Origin of the sequence: Collinsella aerofaciens, from assembly GCF_901212495.1 — a bacterium.
Classification (GTDB): Bacteria; Actinomycetota; Coriobacteriia; order Coriobacteriales; family Coriobacteriaceae; genus Collinsella; species Collinsella aerofaciens_H.
The window spans coordinates 1-16396 of sequence record NZ_CAAKNY010000010.1 but is presented as its reverse complement, the minus strand read 5'-3'; the positions used below and the strand labels follow the sequence as shown (position 1 = coordinate 16396).

At 60.6% G+C, this 16396-nt stretch carries 13 protein-coding genes; 4 read left to right on the top strand and 9 right to left on the bottom strand.

Annotated elements, in window-relative coordinates:
* Positions 1-231 precede the first annotated feature (231 nt).
* The 5 genes from SFLMC1_RS00510 to aspS all read right to left on the bottom strand — a co-directional run bounded on the left by SFLMC1_RS00510 (position 232) and on the right by aspS (position 5784).
* Positions 232-2787, bottom strand: a complete 2556-nt coding sequence (locus SFLMC1_RS00510) for a ferrous iron transporter B (protein WP_152074753.1) — start codon at positions 2785-2787, stop codon at positions 232-234.
* A gap of 122 nt (positions 2788-2909) precedes the next feature.
* Positions 2910-3131: a ferrous iron transport protein A gene (locus SFLMC1_RS00505; RefSeq protein WP_152074754.1), complete on the bottom strand. Its 222-nt coding sequence runs from the start codon at positions 3129-3131 to the stop codon at positions 2910-2912.
* A 40-nt stretch (positions 3132-3171) separates the two neighbouring features.
* Positions 3172-3414 carry a ferrous iron transport protein A gene (locus SFLMC1_RS00500; RefSeq protein ID WP_152074755.1) on the bottom strand — a complete coding sequence of 81 codons (243 nt, stop codon included), beginning with the start codon at positions 3412-3414 and terminating at the stop codon, positions 3172-3174.
* 188 nt (positions 3415-3602) lie between these two features.
* Entirely contained in the window at positions 3603-3851 is a 249-nt protein-coding gene (locus tag SFLMC1_RS00495) for an HPr family phosphocarrier protein (protein ID WP_187323787.1), read from the bottom strand.
* A 145-nt stretch (positions 3852-3996) separates the two neighbouring features.
* Positions 3997-5784, bottom strand: a complete 1788-nt coding sequence (aspS, locus tag SFLMC1_RS00490) for an aspartate--tRNA ligase (protein ID WP_152074757.1) — start codon at positions 5782-5784, stop codon at positions 3997-3999.
* 256 nt (positions 5785-6040) lie between these two features.
* Here aspS and serB point away from each other — a divergent pair, with 256 nt between their 5' ends.
* The 4 genes from serB to SFLMC1_RS00470 all read left to right on the top strand — a co-directional run bounded on the left by serB (position 6041) and on the right by SFLMC1_RS00470 (position 9043).
* Positions 6041-6676 carry a phosphoserine phosphatase SerB gene (gene serB, locus SFLMC1_RS00485; protein ID WP_152074758.1) on the top strand — a complete coding sequence of 212 codons (636 nt, stop codon included), beginning with the start codon at positions 6041-6043 and terminating at the stop codon, positions 6674-6676.
* 114 nt (positions 6677-6790) lie between these two features.
* Positions 6791-7573 (top strand): nickel pincer cofactor biosynthesis protein LarB, encoded by a 783-nt coding sequence (larB, locus tag SFLMC1_RS00480; protein ID WP_152074759.1) that lies wholly within the window; start codon positions 6791-6793, stop codon positions 7571-7573.
* 10 nt (positions 7574-7583) lie between these two features.
* Positions 7584-8501: a LarC family nickel insertion protein gene (locus tag SFLMC1_RS00475; RefSeq protein ID WP_152074760.1), complete on the top strand. Its 918-nt coding sequence runs from the start codon at positions 7584-7586 to the stop codon at positions 8499-8501.
* 2 nt (positions 8502-8503) lie between these two features.
* Complete coding sequence (locus tag SFLMC1_RS00470; protein ID WP_152074761.1) at positions 8504-9043, top strand: TetR/AcrR family transcriptional regulator; 540 nt, start codon at positions 8504-8506, stop codon at positions 9041-9043.
* A gap of 302 nt (positions 9044-9345) precedes the next feature.
* Here the strand turns inward: SFLMC1_RS00470 and larD are convergent, their stop codons facing one another.
* From larD to hisS, 4 genes are all read right to left on the bottom strand, one after another.
* On the bottom strand, positions 9346-10077 hold the full coding sequence (gene larD, locus SFLMC1_RS00465; RefSeq protein ID WP_152074762.1) for a D/L-lactic acid transporter LarD: 732 nt from the start codon (positions 10075-10077) through the stop codon (positions 9346-9348).
* A gap of 49 nt (positions 10078-10126) precedes the next feature.
* Positions 10127-11404, bottom strand: coding sequence for a nickel-dependent lactate racemase (larA, locus tag SFLMC1_RS00460; RefSeq protein ID WP_161162339.1), 1278 nt, complete (start codon positions 11402-11404; stop codon positions 10127-10129).
* 499 nt (positions 11405-11903) lie between these two features.
* Positions 11904-14717, bottom strand: coding sequence for a phosphoenolpyruvate carboxylase (locus tag SFLMC1_RS00455; RefSeq protein ID WP_373422699.1), 2814 nt, complete (start codon positions 14715-14717; stop codon positions 11904-11906).
* Between the two features lie 257 nt (positions 14718-14974).
* A complete protein-coding gene (gene hisS / locus SFLMC1_RS00450; RefSeq protein ID WP_152074765.1) occupies positions 14975-16288 on the bottom strand; it encodes a histidine--tRNA ligase in 1314 nt (437 codons plus the stop codon).
* Between the last annotated feature and the right edge of the window lie 108 nt (positions 16289-16396).

The window sequence follows — 16396 nt, the reverse complement described above, 5'->3', positions numbered from 1 at the left end:
TATTTTGGTCGGTTTTATCTGCAGAAACGCCACATTCCCCTCACCAAAAAAGTTGCGGTGAAATAGTACCTAAAAATGCCGCTAACGCCCTCAGGCAGGAACTATTTCACCGCAACTAATTGGTGCATGGGGGACAGATTACTTTTGTACCGACTTGTCCCTATGCACCAAAAAGCCCGAATGTCGCTAAGACACTCGGGCTCGTGGAAAGGGGTTAATCCTTATTCGGACTTAGGCGGAAACTGCGGCGGAAGCGGTGTTGCTCTCGTCCTCGTCAGTCCATGCGTGTTTAGGCATGGGACGGAAGATCTGGAAGAGCATCGCGGCCAGCAGCACAATGGCCACAACCGTCCAGATACCAAACTGCCCCAGAACAAACAGGTTGTAGAACTGGTTGATGAACAGGCCGATGACCCAAGCAAAGGCACACTCGTAGCCGATGGCAATCGCGGTCCACTTGCCGGAGTCCATCTGGTTGCGGATGGTGCCAATGGCGGCAAAGCACGGAGCGCACAGCAGGTTGAAGGCGCCGAAGGCAACGCAGGCGCCCATGGTGGGAAACATGCCGGCAAACGCGGTCCACAGGCTCGGATCGGTCTCGCCCGCGTCGGCGACGGACAGCAGCGAGCCGGCGGTGGCGACGACGTTCTCCTTAGCGACAAGGCCAGAGAAAGTCAGCGCAGCTGCCTGCCAGGTGCTAAAGCCGAGCGGGGCGAAGATCCAGGCAACCAGGTTGCCCAGCATGGCGAGCACGGAGTAGTCCATATACTCCTCGGGGATGCCGTCCATCGCAGGCAGGAAGCCAAAGGCACCGTTATAGCTACCAAAGTTGGAGAGGAACCAAACGACGACGGTGGATGCGAAGATGACCGTACCCGCCTTCTTGATAAAGGCCCAGCAGCGCTCCCACACGTGCAGCGCCCAAGAGCGGATCGCCGGGAAGTGGTAGGCAGGGAGCTCCATAACGAACGGCGTCGGGCGACCGGCGAAGAGCTTGGTCTTCTTGAGCATGAGGCCCGAGGCGATGACGGCAAAGACGCCCAGGAAGTAGAAGAGCGGGCTGATCCACTTCGCGGTGGTGGAAGAATCGCCGATGATGGAGCCCATGAGCAAGGCGATGATCGGCAGCTTGGCGCCACAGGGAATGAACGTGGTGGTCATGACCGTCATGCGGCGGTCCTTCTCGTTCTCGATAGTCTTGGTAGACATGACGCCGGGGACGCCGCAGCCCGAGGACACAAGCATGGGGATAAAGGACTTACCGGACAGGCCAAAGCGGCGAAACACGCGGTCCATGATAAAGGCGACGCGGGCCATATAGCCGCAGTCCTCCAGGAAGGACAGCATCACAAAGAGCAGGAACATCTGCGGGACGAAGCCGAAGATGGCGCCCAGGCCGGCGACGATGCCGTCGCAGACCAGCGAATCGACCAGGCCTCCGTCCTCGGTGCCGCCCGCCACAAGAGCGTTATGCACCGCGGTGGTGATGCCGGGGACGAACGGACCGTAGTCGGCGGGGTCGGGCTCGGTGACGTCGAGGTCCTTGACCGCCTGAGACGCAGTGACGGTAGCGGCAGTCGTACCGGCGTCCTCGTCCTCCTCGACCTTGCCCTTCACGGACGCGGCCTCAGGCTCGGCTGCGATGGTCTTGAGCGCGTCGGCGGCAGCGTCACCGTCCTCGGCGTCGACGGCATCGTTATAAGCAGAAACGTCGATGCCCTTGGCGTCGGCAGCGGCGATAAACGCGGCGATTTCGGCCTGAGCCTGCGTGTACTCGCCAGCAGCCTCGTCATATGCATCGCGGCCCTGGCCCAGCACGAACCAACCATCGGTGCCGAAGAGCTGGTCGTTGGTGAAGTCGGTCACCGTACCGCCCAAGGTGGAAACAGCGATGTAGTACACACAGAACATAATGACTACGAAGATCGGCAGGCCCAGAATGCGGTTGGTAACCACGTAGTCGATTTTCTCGGAGGTGCTCATCTTGGCCGGAGCCTTGGTGAGGCACTCATCGATGATGTGCGCGATGACGCCATAGCGCTCACCGGTGATGATGGACTCGGCATCGTCGTCGCAATCCTGCTCGCACTGAGCGATCAGCTCCTCCACGCGAGCGGCCTTCTCCTTGGTGAGGTTGATGAGTTTGCAGGCGTCCGTATCACGCTCGAACAGCTTGACGGCGTAATAGCGGCGCTTGTTGGCCGGAACGCTCGCCGGCAGGTTGTTCTCGATGTGGTCCAGAACGTCCTCGATGGAGGAGTCGAACTTGTGCTCCGGCACCTGGCCCTTGGAAGCAGCGGACTTTTTGACCTGCTCAAAGAGCTCGGTGATGCCCTTATTCTTAAGGGCCGAGATCATCATGACCGGGCAGCCGAGCTTCTTGGAAAGCTTGTCCGTGTCGATCTTGTCACCGTTCTTCTCGACCAAATCGGCCATATTGAGGGCAACGACCACGGGCAGGCCGGTCTCGATAACCTGAAGCGCCAGGTACAGGTTGCGCTCGAGGTTGGTGGCGTCGACCACCTGGACGACAACATCGGGCTCGCCGCTCATGAGGTAATCGCGTGAGCATTGCTCCTCGGGGCTGTAGGGGGAAAGCGAGTAGATGCCGGGGAGGTCCGTGATGGTAACGTTCTTGTCGCTTAGGAGCTTGGCCTCCTTTTTCTCAACCGTGACACCGGGCCAGTTGCCAACGTAGCCGTTAGCGCCGGTAATCAGGTTGAAAAGCGTGGTCTTGCCGCAGTTGGGGTTACCCGCCAGCGCGACATGGATCTGAGAATCCGCCATTCAATCCTTCTTCCTTGTGTGCCCGCGCTGCTTTCTCCGGGCGGGCTGGATAATGTGCTTCAAAGTTGCAGCATTAAGTTAGAAATACCTAACTTTATCTGCAGAAATATACGCCGGAGCCCTTACTGGACCTCGACGACGGCCGCCTCTTCCTTGCGAATGGAAAGCTCGTAGCCGCGCACGTTGATCTCGATCGGATCACCGAGCGGTGCAACCTTCACGACCTTAAACGAAGTGCCCTTGATGAGCCCCAGGTCCATAAGGTGGCGACGAAGCGCACCCTCACCGTGAAGCTTGACGATGGTAGAGCTCTCGCCCACCTTAACGTCACCCAACGTCTTCATTTACTTGTCCCCCTTTCAGTGCGTACAGAAATACCGTCGACTAACCGACGGTCATGATGTGCATGGCCACCTTGGAATCAATGCCAAAGCGTGCGCCCAGCACCGTGACGATGATATTGGCGCCACTCGAGCTCACCACGTGGACCTCGTTGCCCTCGACAAAGCCGAGGTCCTTGAGGTGGTGTTTCATGTCTTCATTGCCCTTTACGCGAGACACGCGCACGGTTTCGCCCGCCTTTACCATCGAAAGTGGCATGGCCGGCACCTGCGGTCCACAAGACATGAGTGGCTCCTAACGTCAGTTCGTCCTCAACATCGACGCGATAAAAGTTAACCACGTCTATGTTCGCTTTAGTAAACTAGCACGTGGTTAACTTTTTGGAAAGGGTCCCTATTCAGATTTCGAAAAAGTTTCCTATACGAAACAAAAAGACGCGGCAAAGAGCTGTCCTTTGCCGCGCCCTGTCATGCTTAGAGCGAGAGATTTCTGATCGACGTAACGCAGGAAGCCTCGTCTACGCCCGAAACGCGGAAGATGATGTCCTCGCCGCAGTCGCCATAGAGAGCCATGAGGCCCATCACGTCGCGACCGTCGGTATGGCGGTCGCCGATGCTGACCGACACGTCGCTACGATGCTTGGCGATGATGTCGTAGAGCAGCGCGACCGGGCGGGCATGCAGTCCCAACGGATCTTTAATCGTCTTCGTGAACTCGACCATGTCCCCTCCCACGACATCGCACATTCGGCCGGCAAACCCAGCCACGTGGTAGCTATTGTACGTTACCGGCGCACACCCCCGTCCCACAAAAAACGAGGGAAGGTACGCGTCCTTCCCTCGTTGTGGGCACTATGTAGCCGCTTGCCTACATCAGGCGCAGGCTGACGTCCTTGAGCTGGGCGCCACTAACGGCACTCGGGGCGCCCGACATGAGGTCGGAGCCGCTGGCCGTCTTGGGGAACGCCATGACGTCGCGGATGGAATCGGAGCCGGTAAGCAGCATGCACACGCGGTCCAGACCCAGGGCAAAACCGCCCATCGGGGGCGCACCAAACTTGAGCGCCTCCATGAGGAAGCCGAACTGCGACTCGGCGCGCTCCTCGGTAAAGCCCAGGAGCTTGAGCATGGACATCTGCATCCCGGCGTTGTGGATACGCATACCGCCGCCGCCGGCCTCAAAGCCGTCCATGACAAAGTCGTAGGTGCACGAACCGGCTGCCAGCGGATCGGCCTCAATCTTGGCGATATCGGTCTCGGTCGGCAGGGTAAACGGCTGGTGCTCGGCAGCGTAAGCCTTGCGATCCTCGTCCCAATGGAACAGCGGGAAGTTGACGACCCACAGGAAGTCGTGACCCTCGCGCTTGATCTCGAGCGCATTGGCCATGTGCGAACGCATGCCGCCCAGAATCTCGTCAGAAAGCAGGCGCGGGCCGGCGGCGAACATCACAAGGTCGCCGGGCTCGACGTCCATGCGCTCGCGCAGAGCGGCCATCTCCTCGTCCGAGAAGAACTTGACGATGGGGCTGTTGATGGAGCCGTCCTCGCGGAAAGCGATCCAAGCCAGGCCCTTGGCGCCAAACGTGGAGGCCACGCCGGCGAGCTTATCGATCTTGGCACGTGCCCAGGCACCGGCGCCCTTAGCGTTGATGGCCTTGACGACAGAGCCCTCCTCGTTTGCGGCAGTCGCAAAGACCTTGAACTTGGAGTTGGCAAACACGTCGGTCAGGTCGACCAGGTGCATACCGTAGCGAGTATCGGGCTTGTCGGAGCCATAGGTGTCCATGGCCTCCCAGTAGTCCATGCGACGCAGCGGCGTGGGCATCTCGACACCCATGCGGCCGAAAGCATCGGACAGGACCTCCTCGAGCGCGCTCATGACATCGTTCTGGTCCACGAAGGCCATCTCGATATCGACCTGGGTGAACTCGGGCTGACGGTCGGCGCGCAGGTCCTCGTCGCGGAAGCACTTGGCAACCTGGTAGTAGCGCTCGACGCCACCGACCATGAGCAGCTGCTTCAGGAGCTGCGGGGACTGCGGCAGGGCGTAGAAGTTGCCCGGCTGGATGCGGCTGGGAACGATGAAGTCGCGGGCGCCCTCGGGCGTGGACTTGAACAGGGAGGGCGTCTCGACCTCCATGAACTCACGGTTGTGCAGCGCCTCGCGAATGGCAAAGGTGAAGTCGGAGCGCAGCTTGAGGTTGGCCATCATCTCGGGACGACGGAGGTCCAGATAGCGATAGCGCAGGCGGGTGTCCTCGCTGGTCTCGATGCCGTCCTCGATCTGGAACGGCGGGGTGACGGACGTGTTGAGCACCTCGGCGTGGTCGGTCAGGACCTCGATCTCGCCGGTCGCGAGCTTGGCGTTGGTGGTCTCCTCACCACGGGCGCGCACGACGCCGTGAATCTTGATGGGCCACTCGGGACGCATGGTCTCGGCGATCTTAAAGGCGTCGCCGTCGGAGTGCTCGGGGTCGAAGGTAAGCTGTGTGATGCCCTCGCGGTCGCGAAGATCGCAGAAGATAAGGCCGCCGTGATCGCGGCGACGGCTCACCCAACCGGTGAGGGTAACCTCTTCGCCCACGTTCTCGCGGCGAAGCTCACCGCAGGTACGGGTGTGCATGGAATGCGCGTCGATGGGACGGGTCTGGCTCATACCAGTGATCCTCCTTTATGGATCTGTGCCGCCCCGTGTCGTTCCGGGCGGCGTCGTACAGATTTGCCCAGCCTGCGTAAACCGCGCAGCCAGACATGGCGTATTATCTTATCGCACCCGTGCCGATGTGCCGCGAAAAAGTGGCTCCCGCCCAAAGACTTGACGGAGACGAAACAATCGACGCGCCGCGGCACCCGCCCGCGCTCGTCACGTGCGACAATGTGCCCCAATAAAACAGCACCTGGAAAGGCCCGTCATGACTGCACGCCTCATCGTTATGGATATCGACTCCACCCTCATCAACCAGGAGGTCATCGACCTGTTGGGCGAAGAGGCCGGCGTGGGTGGGCAGGTGGCACAGATCACCGAACGCGCCATGCGCGGCGAGCTGGACTTTAAGCAAGCGCTCGTGGAGCGCGTGGGGCTGCTCGCCGGCCTGGACGAGAGCGTGTTCGAGCGCGCCTTTGAGCGCGTGACATTTACCCCCGGCGCGTTGGAGCTTGTGCGCTCGGCACACAGCAAGGGCTGGAAGGTCGGCGTGGTGAGCGGCGGCTTCCACGAGGTCGCTGACAAGATCGTGGCCGCCGCGGGCATCGATTTTTGCCTGGCCAACCGCCTGGAAGTCGTGGACGGCAAGCTCACCGGTAAGTTGGCCGCCGACATTGTGACCAAGGAGTCCAAGCTCATCCAGCTGCTGGACTGGGCAGTTGAGTGCGGCGTCGACATGGCCCACACGGTCGCTATTGGCGACGGGGCAAACGACATCCCCATGATCCAGGCCGCGGGCACGGGCATCGCTTTTTGCGCCAAGCCCAAGACGCGCGAAGCCGCTCCGTTTGCCATCGACGAGCGCAACCTGATGCTCGCCATGGACATCATCCTGCGTGACTAGCCGATCCGTCTAACAATTGAATCAGTCTGTCCTATAGTTTCCGAACAATTTTGTCTTAGTGTTCGGAAACATCCCCTTTGAGTGTTAGACTTTGCGCCGTCGAAGGGAACATATATGGATAAGCGAGATCTTGAGCAGCTGCTGAGCGATGTTGCCGGCGGAACAGTCACCCCGGCCGACGCCCTTACGCGCATCCAGACGGCTCCAACCGCCGATTTGGGCTTTGCGCAGCTCGATCTTTCGCGCGGAGTGCGCCAGGGGGCCGGTGAGGTTGTCTACGGTGCCGGTAAAACCGCCGAGCAAATTGCCGCCATTATCAAAGCATTGCTCGATGCAGGCCAGGAGCGCATCCTGGTCACACGCTTGGATGCCGAAAAAGCAGCGCGCACCGCTGAGCTTCTTGGCAATGACATTGACCTGGGATATGCCCCGGATGCCCAGCTCGCCCTGGTTGGTGGCAAGCCCTCCCCCACCGGCAACGGACGCGTTGTCGTCGCCTGCGCCGGCACGAGCGACCTGCCCGTCGCCGAAGAGGCGGCACTGACGGCCGAGTTCTACGGCAACGAGGTCGATCGCCTCTACGACGTGGGTGTCGCCGGCCTGCACCGCCTGCTCGCTCATGCTGAGGAACTTGCCCAGGCGCAGGTGATCATCGCCATCGCCGGTATGGAAGGCGCCCTGGCGAGCGTCATCGGAGGCCTTGTGAGCTGTCCGGTCATCGCCGTCCCCACCAGCGTGGGCTATGGCGCGAGCTTTGGCGGCGTGGCCGCACTGCTCGCCATGCTCAACTCCTGCGCCAGCGGCGTTTCGGTCGTCAACATCGACAACGGCTTCGGCGCCGCCTATCAGGCAAGTCTTATCAATCATCTGAGCGCCGGCACGTCCTGCGCCTGCTAAGGAGCATTTCATGTCCAACCATCAGCACACGCTTGTCATCGACGGCACCTCGGGCATCAGCGGCGACATGACCGTCGCGGCCCTGCTCGACCTGGGCGCCGGCGAGGAGCATCTGCGCGAGCAGCTCGCCACGCTTCCGGTCGGCGGCTTTGAGATTGCCGTTACGCGCGTAAACAAGCATGGCATCGACGCCTGCGACTTTGACGTTCGGCTGGCAGAGGAGCTCGAGAACCACGACCACGACATGGCCTGGCTCTACGGCAACGAAGCAGCTGCCGAGCACACACATGAGCATGAGCACCACCACCATGATCATGGTGAGCATAAACACGAGCACTGTCATGAGCAAGACCATGAGGGCCACGCCCATGAGCACGAGGGCCATCATCACGTCCACCATCATCACCACCGTTCTTTGGCGGACGTCACCGACATCATCGACGGCTCGCAGCTAAGCGATGGTGCCAAGCATCGCGCGCTCGCCATCTTTACCGCGCTTGCCGCCGCCGAGGCCAAGGCCCACGGCAAAACGCCCGAGACCGTCATGTTCCACGAGGTAGGCGCCATCGATTCCATCGTTGACATCTGCTCGGTCGCCATCTGCCTCGATGACCTGGGCATCGAGGATATTGTCGTCGAGTCTCTCTCCGAGGGTCACGGCACCATCCACTGTGCCCACGGCCTTATGCCCATCCCGGTGCCCGCCGTCGTCAACCTATGCCAAGCAGGCAATATCGCCCTCACGCCCGCACCGGTCGCCGGCGAGCTCGTGACGCCCACGGGCGCCGCCATCGTCGCCGCACTGCGCACGTCCGAGCACCTGCCGGCCCGCTACCGCATCGAGGCCGTCGGCTACGGCGCCGGTAAGCGCCCCTACGAGGGCTGCTCCGGCACGCTCCGTTGCCTGCTGGTTCACGTAGATGCATAGCCATGGATGCCCGCAAAACCAAAAGCCGTGCCGCTATTGTCACGGCGTTTTCCGAGCTCCTTCGCGAAGAGGACTACGGCAAGATCACCGTCGGCGACATCATCGCGCGCGCTCACGTAGGCCGCGCGACATTCTACGGCCTCTTTAAGAGCAAAGAAGACCTACTGTCCGAGCTCGTGAACGACATCTGCACCCATGCCCTCGACGACGATGGCACACCGCTCGACGACCCACTCGTGCAGGTCGAGCATATCCTCAACAACCTCTGGGAGCGCCGCCAGGGCGTTCGAGCCCTCGTAGCCGGCGCCGGCTCACGCGTCTTCGCCGACTGTTTACGCAAGACCATCATGTCGCGCGCGGCCGAAACCGTCCCTACCGACTCAAACGGCCCCGCCGCCACCATGGACCGCAGCTTCCTGCTACACCACATAGCCTCAAGCTTCGTAGGAATGGTCCAATGGTGGGCCTGGCACAACTTCCAAGCAGATAAGGCCGACGTCGCCAAAGACTACCTCTCGGCCATAAAGCCCCTCTTTAGCTAAGTAAGAAGCTCATCCCAAAGCATCGCCCCAACCCAGGGCACCACGCATCCCAAAGTGTCACTCGCACTTCAACGCCCCCAACAGCAACAAGCCCCTCCCATCCAAATTCAGATATATATGTTGGGTTGCTTGTTCCAACGCGACTAAAATCCCACAGCTGGCCGCATGGGGTAACTTCCCAGCGCATTCCGCAGGACACAAAAAGGCTCGCCGCACGAAGTGCGCAGCGAGCCTTTTTGCATGTCCGAGGACGCGCTGGGAAGTTACCCCATGCGGCCAGCGGACAACTATGTAGCCTTGGACTAGAACATGCCCAAGAAACCGTGTACAAACAGTGCAGCCAGAGCGGCACCGACAAACGGAGCGATGCCAGGAACAAGTAGGCCGTACTTCCAGTTGTTGTCGGCCTTGTTCTTGATCGGCAGCACCTGATAGGCCATGCGAGGACCAAGGTCACGAGCCTGGTTCATGGCGAAGCCGGTGATGCCGCCCATGCCCATACCAACAGCCCAAACGATCAGACCGACGCAGATAGCGAGCATCAAAACGTTCTCGCCGGCGCGGCTAGCGGCAGCAAGGATGGCGCTGATGAACACAAAGGTGCAGATAGCCTCGCAGAAGAAGTTACGGGCATAGTTGGTGCCCTCGGTGGTGGGGTTGGTCGAGAAGATATTGCGCTGTGCAATGGGGTCGACGGCACCCTCGGAGGCCTTGAACTCATCGGCATACATAAACCACGCGATCACGGCACCCACAAAGCCGCCGAGCATATCAGCGAGCATAAAGGGGATGCAGCTGCCCCACGGCACCAAACCGACGATGCACTGGGCAAGCACCATGGCAGGGTTCATGCATACGGCGCCGCCAAAGACAAACAGGCAGACCGAGATGCCAAAAGACCAGGTGGTGATGGCAAACATATGGCCGGAACCCTGATACTTGGTGCCCTTGAGCACGGTATCGCAGTGTACGCCCACGCCAAAGACGATCATGAGGGCCGTTGCGCCGAATTCGCAAAGGAGTTTGGTAAGCATAAAACTTTATCTTTCTTGTCAGTTACAAACGATTCGTTTGGGCCGCGCATTAGTGCTGCGCGACGACAACACCCAGGCCATCGGGGATAACGGCAACCTTGGCATCGGCACCCTTCATCTCAAAGGCAAGCTTGAGCGCCTCCTCGATAGTGTTGACCGGCGTCATGTGCATATCCTTGAGCATCTGGTGATCGCACAGGTCGGTGACCATGATCACAGGGTGATGCGCCAGGATGCGGGCAAAGATCTGGCTCGTCCACTGGTCGGGCAGGGTCTCATCCTTAGGACGGTCGATGCAGGCGCGCTCAAACTCTGCCGGATCATTGTCGGCGATGTTGTGATAGAAGCCCTCGCCACCGTGACCGTCGGCACAACCGGCGACATCGATAATCACGCCGCCCTCGGGAAGTGTGGCCTCGGCAGCGCACATGCCCTTCACGGCCTGATAGATGTTCTGATCGAGCGGATAGCCACCGTTGGTGGTGATGGCAATCTCGCACTCGACGGGCTCAACGCCGGCGAGGCTCTTCACGAACTCGCAGCCGGCCTCGTGCGCCTTGTGGATGTCGCCGGCAAAGGAGCCGATGACCTCGTGCTTGCCGTTGAGCACCACGTTGAGCACAAAGGCGAGGTGAGCCATCTCGGCAGCGGCAAACATGTCCTCGCTCACGTGGTTGTGGCACAGGTTGCCGGCACGCGAATGGGAGTCGTTTACAAACTGACCGTTGTGGTTGTACATGATGGTCTTATAGCTGGCGATGCCGGGCAGCACGGACTTGCGGCTACCAGAGAAACCGGCAAAGAAGTGCGGCTCGATAAAGCCCTCGGCGAGCAGCAGATCGCAATCGGCGGCAACTTTGTTGATGATGCACTCGCCACCAGAAGGCAGGGTGCCGATCTTTTTCATCATGCTGTCATCAGTCGCGACGTGCATGACGATCTCCTCGTTGGCAACGATCTCCTCGCCATACTTGTTGACGAGCTCCTCGTGCGTCGACGGACGATGCATACCCGTCGCAACCAAAATACGCACACGAGCCTCGGGCGCGGCAGTATGGATGTGATGCAGCAGAATAGGCATGGTAACGCGCGAGGGAACGGGACGCGTATGGTCGGAGCTGATGATGACGATATCCTTCTTGCCAGCACAAAGCTCCTCGAGCGAAGGTGAGCCATAAGGGTTGGCAAGCGACTCCTCTACCAGCTCTTCCTGAGATTTTGTAGTCTTAAACTCGTTTTGGTGACCTTCCATCACACCCGCGAAGTTCTTATCCTCGAGCTTTAGATGTAACGTCTTGTGGTCAAACGGCAGTTCACATTCAAACAATGTCGAGCGCCCTCTTCCTTTCAACTGACACACTAGATAAACCGTTGGAAGGATACGCCGCTCACCGAAAAACATCACCGTCCACTGACTCATTAACACAACGTTCATATTTGACCCACAAACAACGGCCGCGACCCCAAACGGGACCGCGGCCGCTACAGTCGTAAGGCGAGAAGCACACTTTAATCCCTCAGCCAGTAATCCGCCGAAGACCGGACATCGCAGGGCCCGCCATCAGTTCACTTTTAGGCACACTCCGCAGGACGCAAGAAGCCCTCGCCGCACTCCACTTTAGGCGCGAAGCGCACTTTATTCTCATAAGCTCCAGTCCCTGAAGACCGAGGACGAAGGGACCCGATGGGTTTCCCTCTGAATGCATTCCGCAGCACGAAGCCCCCTTATCCGCAGCTCCGAAGGAGCAGGATAAGGGGGCTTCAAGTGCGAGGACGCATTCAGAGGGAAACCCATCGATTCCCGGTGAGAGCCACAGGGCTATCGATTACCCCGTGTTCTGCAATCCTGCCGAGACGCCGGTCACAGTCGAAAGAATCAGGCCCATGTACTCGGCCTTCTTCTCCTCGGCCATCTCGTCCTGGTTCATACGCACCTCGCGAAGGGCGCGGACCTGGGCGATGGACAGGGCGTCGACGTAGGGGTTACGCACGCGAACGGCGCAGCCGAGCACGCGACGGCGCTGCAGCGGCCATTCGTCACCGACGATGGCAAGGACCCACTTACGGGTGAGCTGCATCTCGGTAAAGACCTTCTTGGACAGATCATCGCGGTCGCCCAGATGCAGATACATCTTGGCAATGCGCTGATCGGTCTTGGCGATCGACATCTCGATGTTGTCGATGAACGTGCGGAAGAACGGCCACTCCTGGTAGGCAGCCTTAAGCTGGTCCAGATCGCCAAACTGCTCGCAGGCGGTACCCAGGCCGTACCAAGCGGCCAGATTGATACGCGCTTGGCTCCAGCTGAAGATCCACGGAATGGTACGCAGGTCGTCGAGCGACTTGGCACCCAGGCCGCGCTTGGCGGGACGCGAGCCGATTGGCAACAGACCGACCTCGGTCAGCGGCGTCACGGTCGAGAACCACGGTGTAAAGTCCTCGGTGTTCAGCAGGTCCAGATAGCGCTCGTGGCTTGCGGCGTTAAGCTTCTCGGCCATATCCCAGAACTTCTGCGTGGTCTCGGTGTTGGTATTCTCGACACTCGGGGCCGATTGCAAAAGCGTTGCGGCGGCAACGGACTCAACATGGCGCTGAGCCAGCGTGCGGTTGCCGTAACGGGCAAAGATGACCTCGCCCTGCTCGGTGAGCTTAAAGAAGCAGTTGACCGAACCCTTGGGCTGCGCCAACACGGCCTTGTTGGCCGGGCCGCCACCACGGCCCACGGCACCGCCGCGACCGTGCATGAGCACCAGGTCGATATCGTTCTTCTCGGCCCACTTGGCAATGCGCTCCTGCGCGGAGTGCAGCGCGAGCATGGCCGTGGTAGGACCGGCATCCTTGGAGGAGTCGGAATAGCCCAGCATGACCTCCATGCGGCGGTTGGTCTGGGCAAGGCGCTTTTGCACCACGGGCAGCGTAAGCATCTGGTCGAGCACGTCGACGCAGTCCTCGAGGTCCTCGAGCTGCTCGAACAGCGGAATCACGTCGAGCTCGGGGACATCCTCCTCATGTGCAAAGGACAGGTGGGCAAGCTCGAAGACGTCGGCCACATGCTGGGCGCTCTTGGTGAACGAGATGATGTAGCGGTGCGCCATCTTCTTGCCGTAGCGCTTTTGGATGGAGCCGATAGCGCGGAAGGTGTCGATGACCTCACGCGTCATGGGCTGCAGATCGCCATGGATACCGTTCTCGTGGATATCCTTGAGGGCGCGGGCGTGCACCACGGAGTGCTGACGGAACTCCATCTCGACCATGTGGAAGCCGAAGGACTCGACCTGCCAGATGATGGTCTGCACCGGGCCGTAGGCGGCACGGACGGCACCGCAGGCAGCCAGCGAACGCTGGACGACGCGCAGGTCATCCAGGAACTCATCGGCGCTGTGGTACATGGTGTCGGTGATGCGACGCACGGTGGCGTTCAGACGATCGGCCATGACGAGCATGACGGCGCGATGCGGCTCGTGCTCGGAGATCAGTTCAGCACGTGCGGTGTACTGGGTGCTCATCTCGACCTGATGGTTCCACAGGTTGATGAGCTCGGCAGACGGCTTGCTGTAGGTGGCCTCGAGCGTGAGGTTGCGGCCGATGCGGCGGCACTTGTCCTCGAGCTTGAGCACCATATGGGTGAAATACTTGGCGGCGACTTCGCGGCTCACCTTGGCGGTGACGTTGGGGTTACCGTCGCGGTCGGAGCCGATCCAACTGCCGGGATGGAAGAACGCCGGGCACAGCGGCGGCACGGTACCGGCCTTATCGCCCAGCACCCAGTCGTCAAAACGACGATAGATGACGGGAATGACGTCAAACAGCGTGTTATCGAAGATGTCGATGATGGTATCGGCTTCCTCGACCGGCGTGGGCTTCTTCAACGCGATGGGGCTCGTGCGAACCAGGGCGTCAATCTCCTGCAGCATATGGCGCTCGTTCTCCACCAGGTCGGAGCCGCCCAGACGCGGACGCTCCTCCAGCAGGTTGGAGATACGACGAATCTTACCCTCGACGGCCTTGCGACGGGCCTCGGTGGGATGCGCGGTAAAGACGGGGTGGAACTCAAGCTTGTCGAGCAACTCGTTGGCGCCCTCGACACCCATCTCATCCACCAGCTGGTGATAGGCAACGGTGAGCTCGTTGGCGGGATCGACCTCGGTATCGGTCGATGCGCCGGCCTCACGCTCGCGCAGCTGCGCCACGCGGTAATTCTCCTCCGACAGGTTTGCCAGATGGAAGAAGCTCGTAAAGGCGCGGACGATAACCTGCTGCTTATCGAGCGGCAGACTGTCGATCAGATCGACGACCTCGCGAAACGCCACGGCGGTGGGCTCGTCGGCAGTGGGCACGCCCTGCTCGTCGACGGACTCGTCGGCGGCACGGGTGCCGGGGTTTCCGGCGTTGGCCACAATCTCGGCTGTCAAAATCTTGTCGAACAGGTCCGTGATCTCGGGATCATACTCGCTAAGCACACGGCGCTCCAGGCGCAAGAACAGCGCCAGATCGTCGCGCAGCTCCTCAGGAATCTCGATCTCGGCGAGACGCTCCTTGGACTCGGCATTCGAGCCGATTCGGTTAACGAGGCGGTTGACCACGGCAGCGACACGCGCCGCGGCTTCGGGTACAGACTGGTTGCTTAGGTTCTCAGCCACGTTTCCTCCCATTCCTCCTTCTATGCACGTAACATGCGGTATTCATTATAGGCACTCGGCAAAAACTTTCGGCGCTGATTGCGCTTTACCACACAAAAGTTTTTTCTGCATTGCAAGGCTTTTTGCCCCAAATGGTCGTATTTCTCGGTGGGCGGCATACGCAAACGGGGGCATTCAGCATAAAAGCGAAACGCCCCCGTAACAATCGTGCGCCGCGAGCGGGACGTTTTGGCGGACCCGCAGTTCAAAATGATGCGCTACAGGCGCTCGCGAACCGCCTCGACCACGTTGGTCAGATCGACGAGGACCTCGTCGTGGCTCTCCATGTCGCGCACTTTGACCTTGCCGGCGGCAAGCTCGTCGCCACCCAGGACCAGGATGAGCTTGGCACCCACCTTGTCGGCCTGCTTAAACTGGGCCTTGAGCGAACGGCCCTGATAGTCGGCCTCGGTCACGATCCCCGCGGCGCGAAGCTCCTGCGTAATGGTAAAGACGTTCTGACGCAGCTCCTTGCCGGCGTTGGCAACGTAGACGCACGGGACTTCCTCCGCACCCAGGTCGCTGCCAAAGGCCTGCAGGGCCAGCAGGGCGCGCTCAAAACCGACAGCGAAGCCGACGCCTGCCGTGGGCTTGCCGCCCTCGAGCTCGACCAGGCCGTCGTAGCGGCCGCCGCCACCGATGGAGCCGACACCTGCGCCAGGGGCCTCGACCTCAAAGACGGTGCGGGTGTAGTAGTCCAGGCCGCGCACCAGGGTGGGATCCTCGACATACTCGATACCGGCGGCATCCAGATAGCGCTTTACCTGCTCGTAGTGCTCGCGGCACTCATCGCACAGGTTGTCGCCCATCAGCGGGGCCTCGGCCATGATCTCGCGGCAATGGTCGTTCTTGCAGTCGAAGGCGCGCAGCGGATTGAGCTCGGCGCGCTCACGGCACTCGTCGCACATCTCGTCGGCGTGATCGAGGATAAACTGCTTGACCTGCTCGCGGTATGCCGGACGGCACTGGGCATCGCCCATCGAGTTAATGAGTAGACGGAGCTTGGAAAGATCGAAACCAAGGCGCTTGTAGAACTCCATGAGCATGATGATGCACTCGGCGTCTGCCGCCGGATCGGGAGCGCCGAGCCACTCGATGCCCACCTGGTGGAACTGGCGCAGGCGGCCCTTCTGGGGACGCTCGCCGCGGAACATGGCCTCGGCGTAGTAGGCCTTAAACGGCGTGGAGCCCTGGGGCACCAGGTTGTTCTCCACGACGGCGCGCACCACGCCGGCCGTGCCCTCGGGACGAAGGGCCAGGCGCTGCTTGGGCTTAAGCTTGGTGTCGGTGCCTTCGGTAAAGACGCGCTCCAGGTTGGCGCCGCTAAACACGCGGAACATCTCCTTGCGCACGACGTCGGTCGACTGGCCGATACCGTGGACAAACACGTCTACCTGCTCGATCGCGGGCGTCTCGATGGGCTTAAAACCAAACGGCTCGAACACGCCGGCAGCGATCTGCTGCATCTTTTGCCAGGCGCGCATCTCGGCGCCGATAAGGTCGCGGGTTCCCTCCGCCTTCTGTGCCTGCATGGGCAAACACCTTTCTTTTAGTATCGCGTCATAGGTAGTGGACATTATACGGCACAAACACAAGCAGCGGCGGGGCGTCTGGCCGAACGAGGGTATGGGAACTCGTTC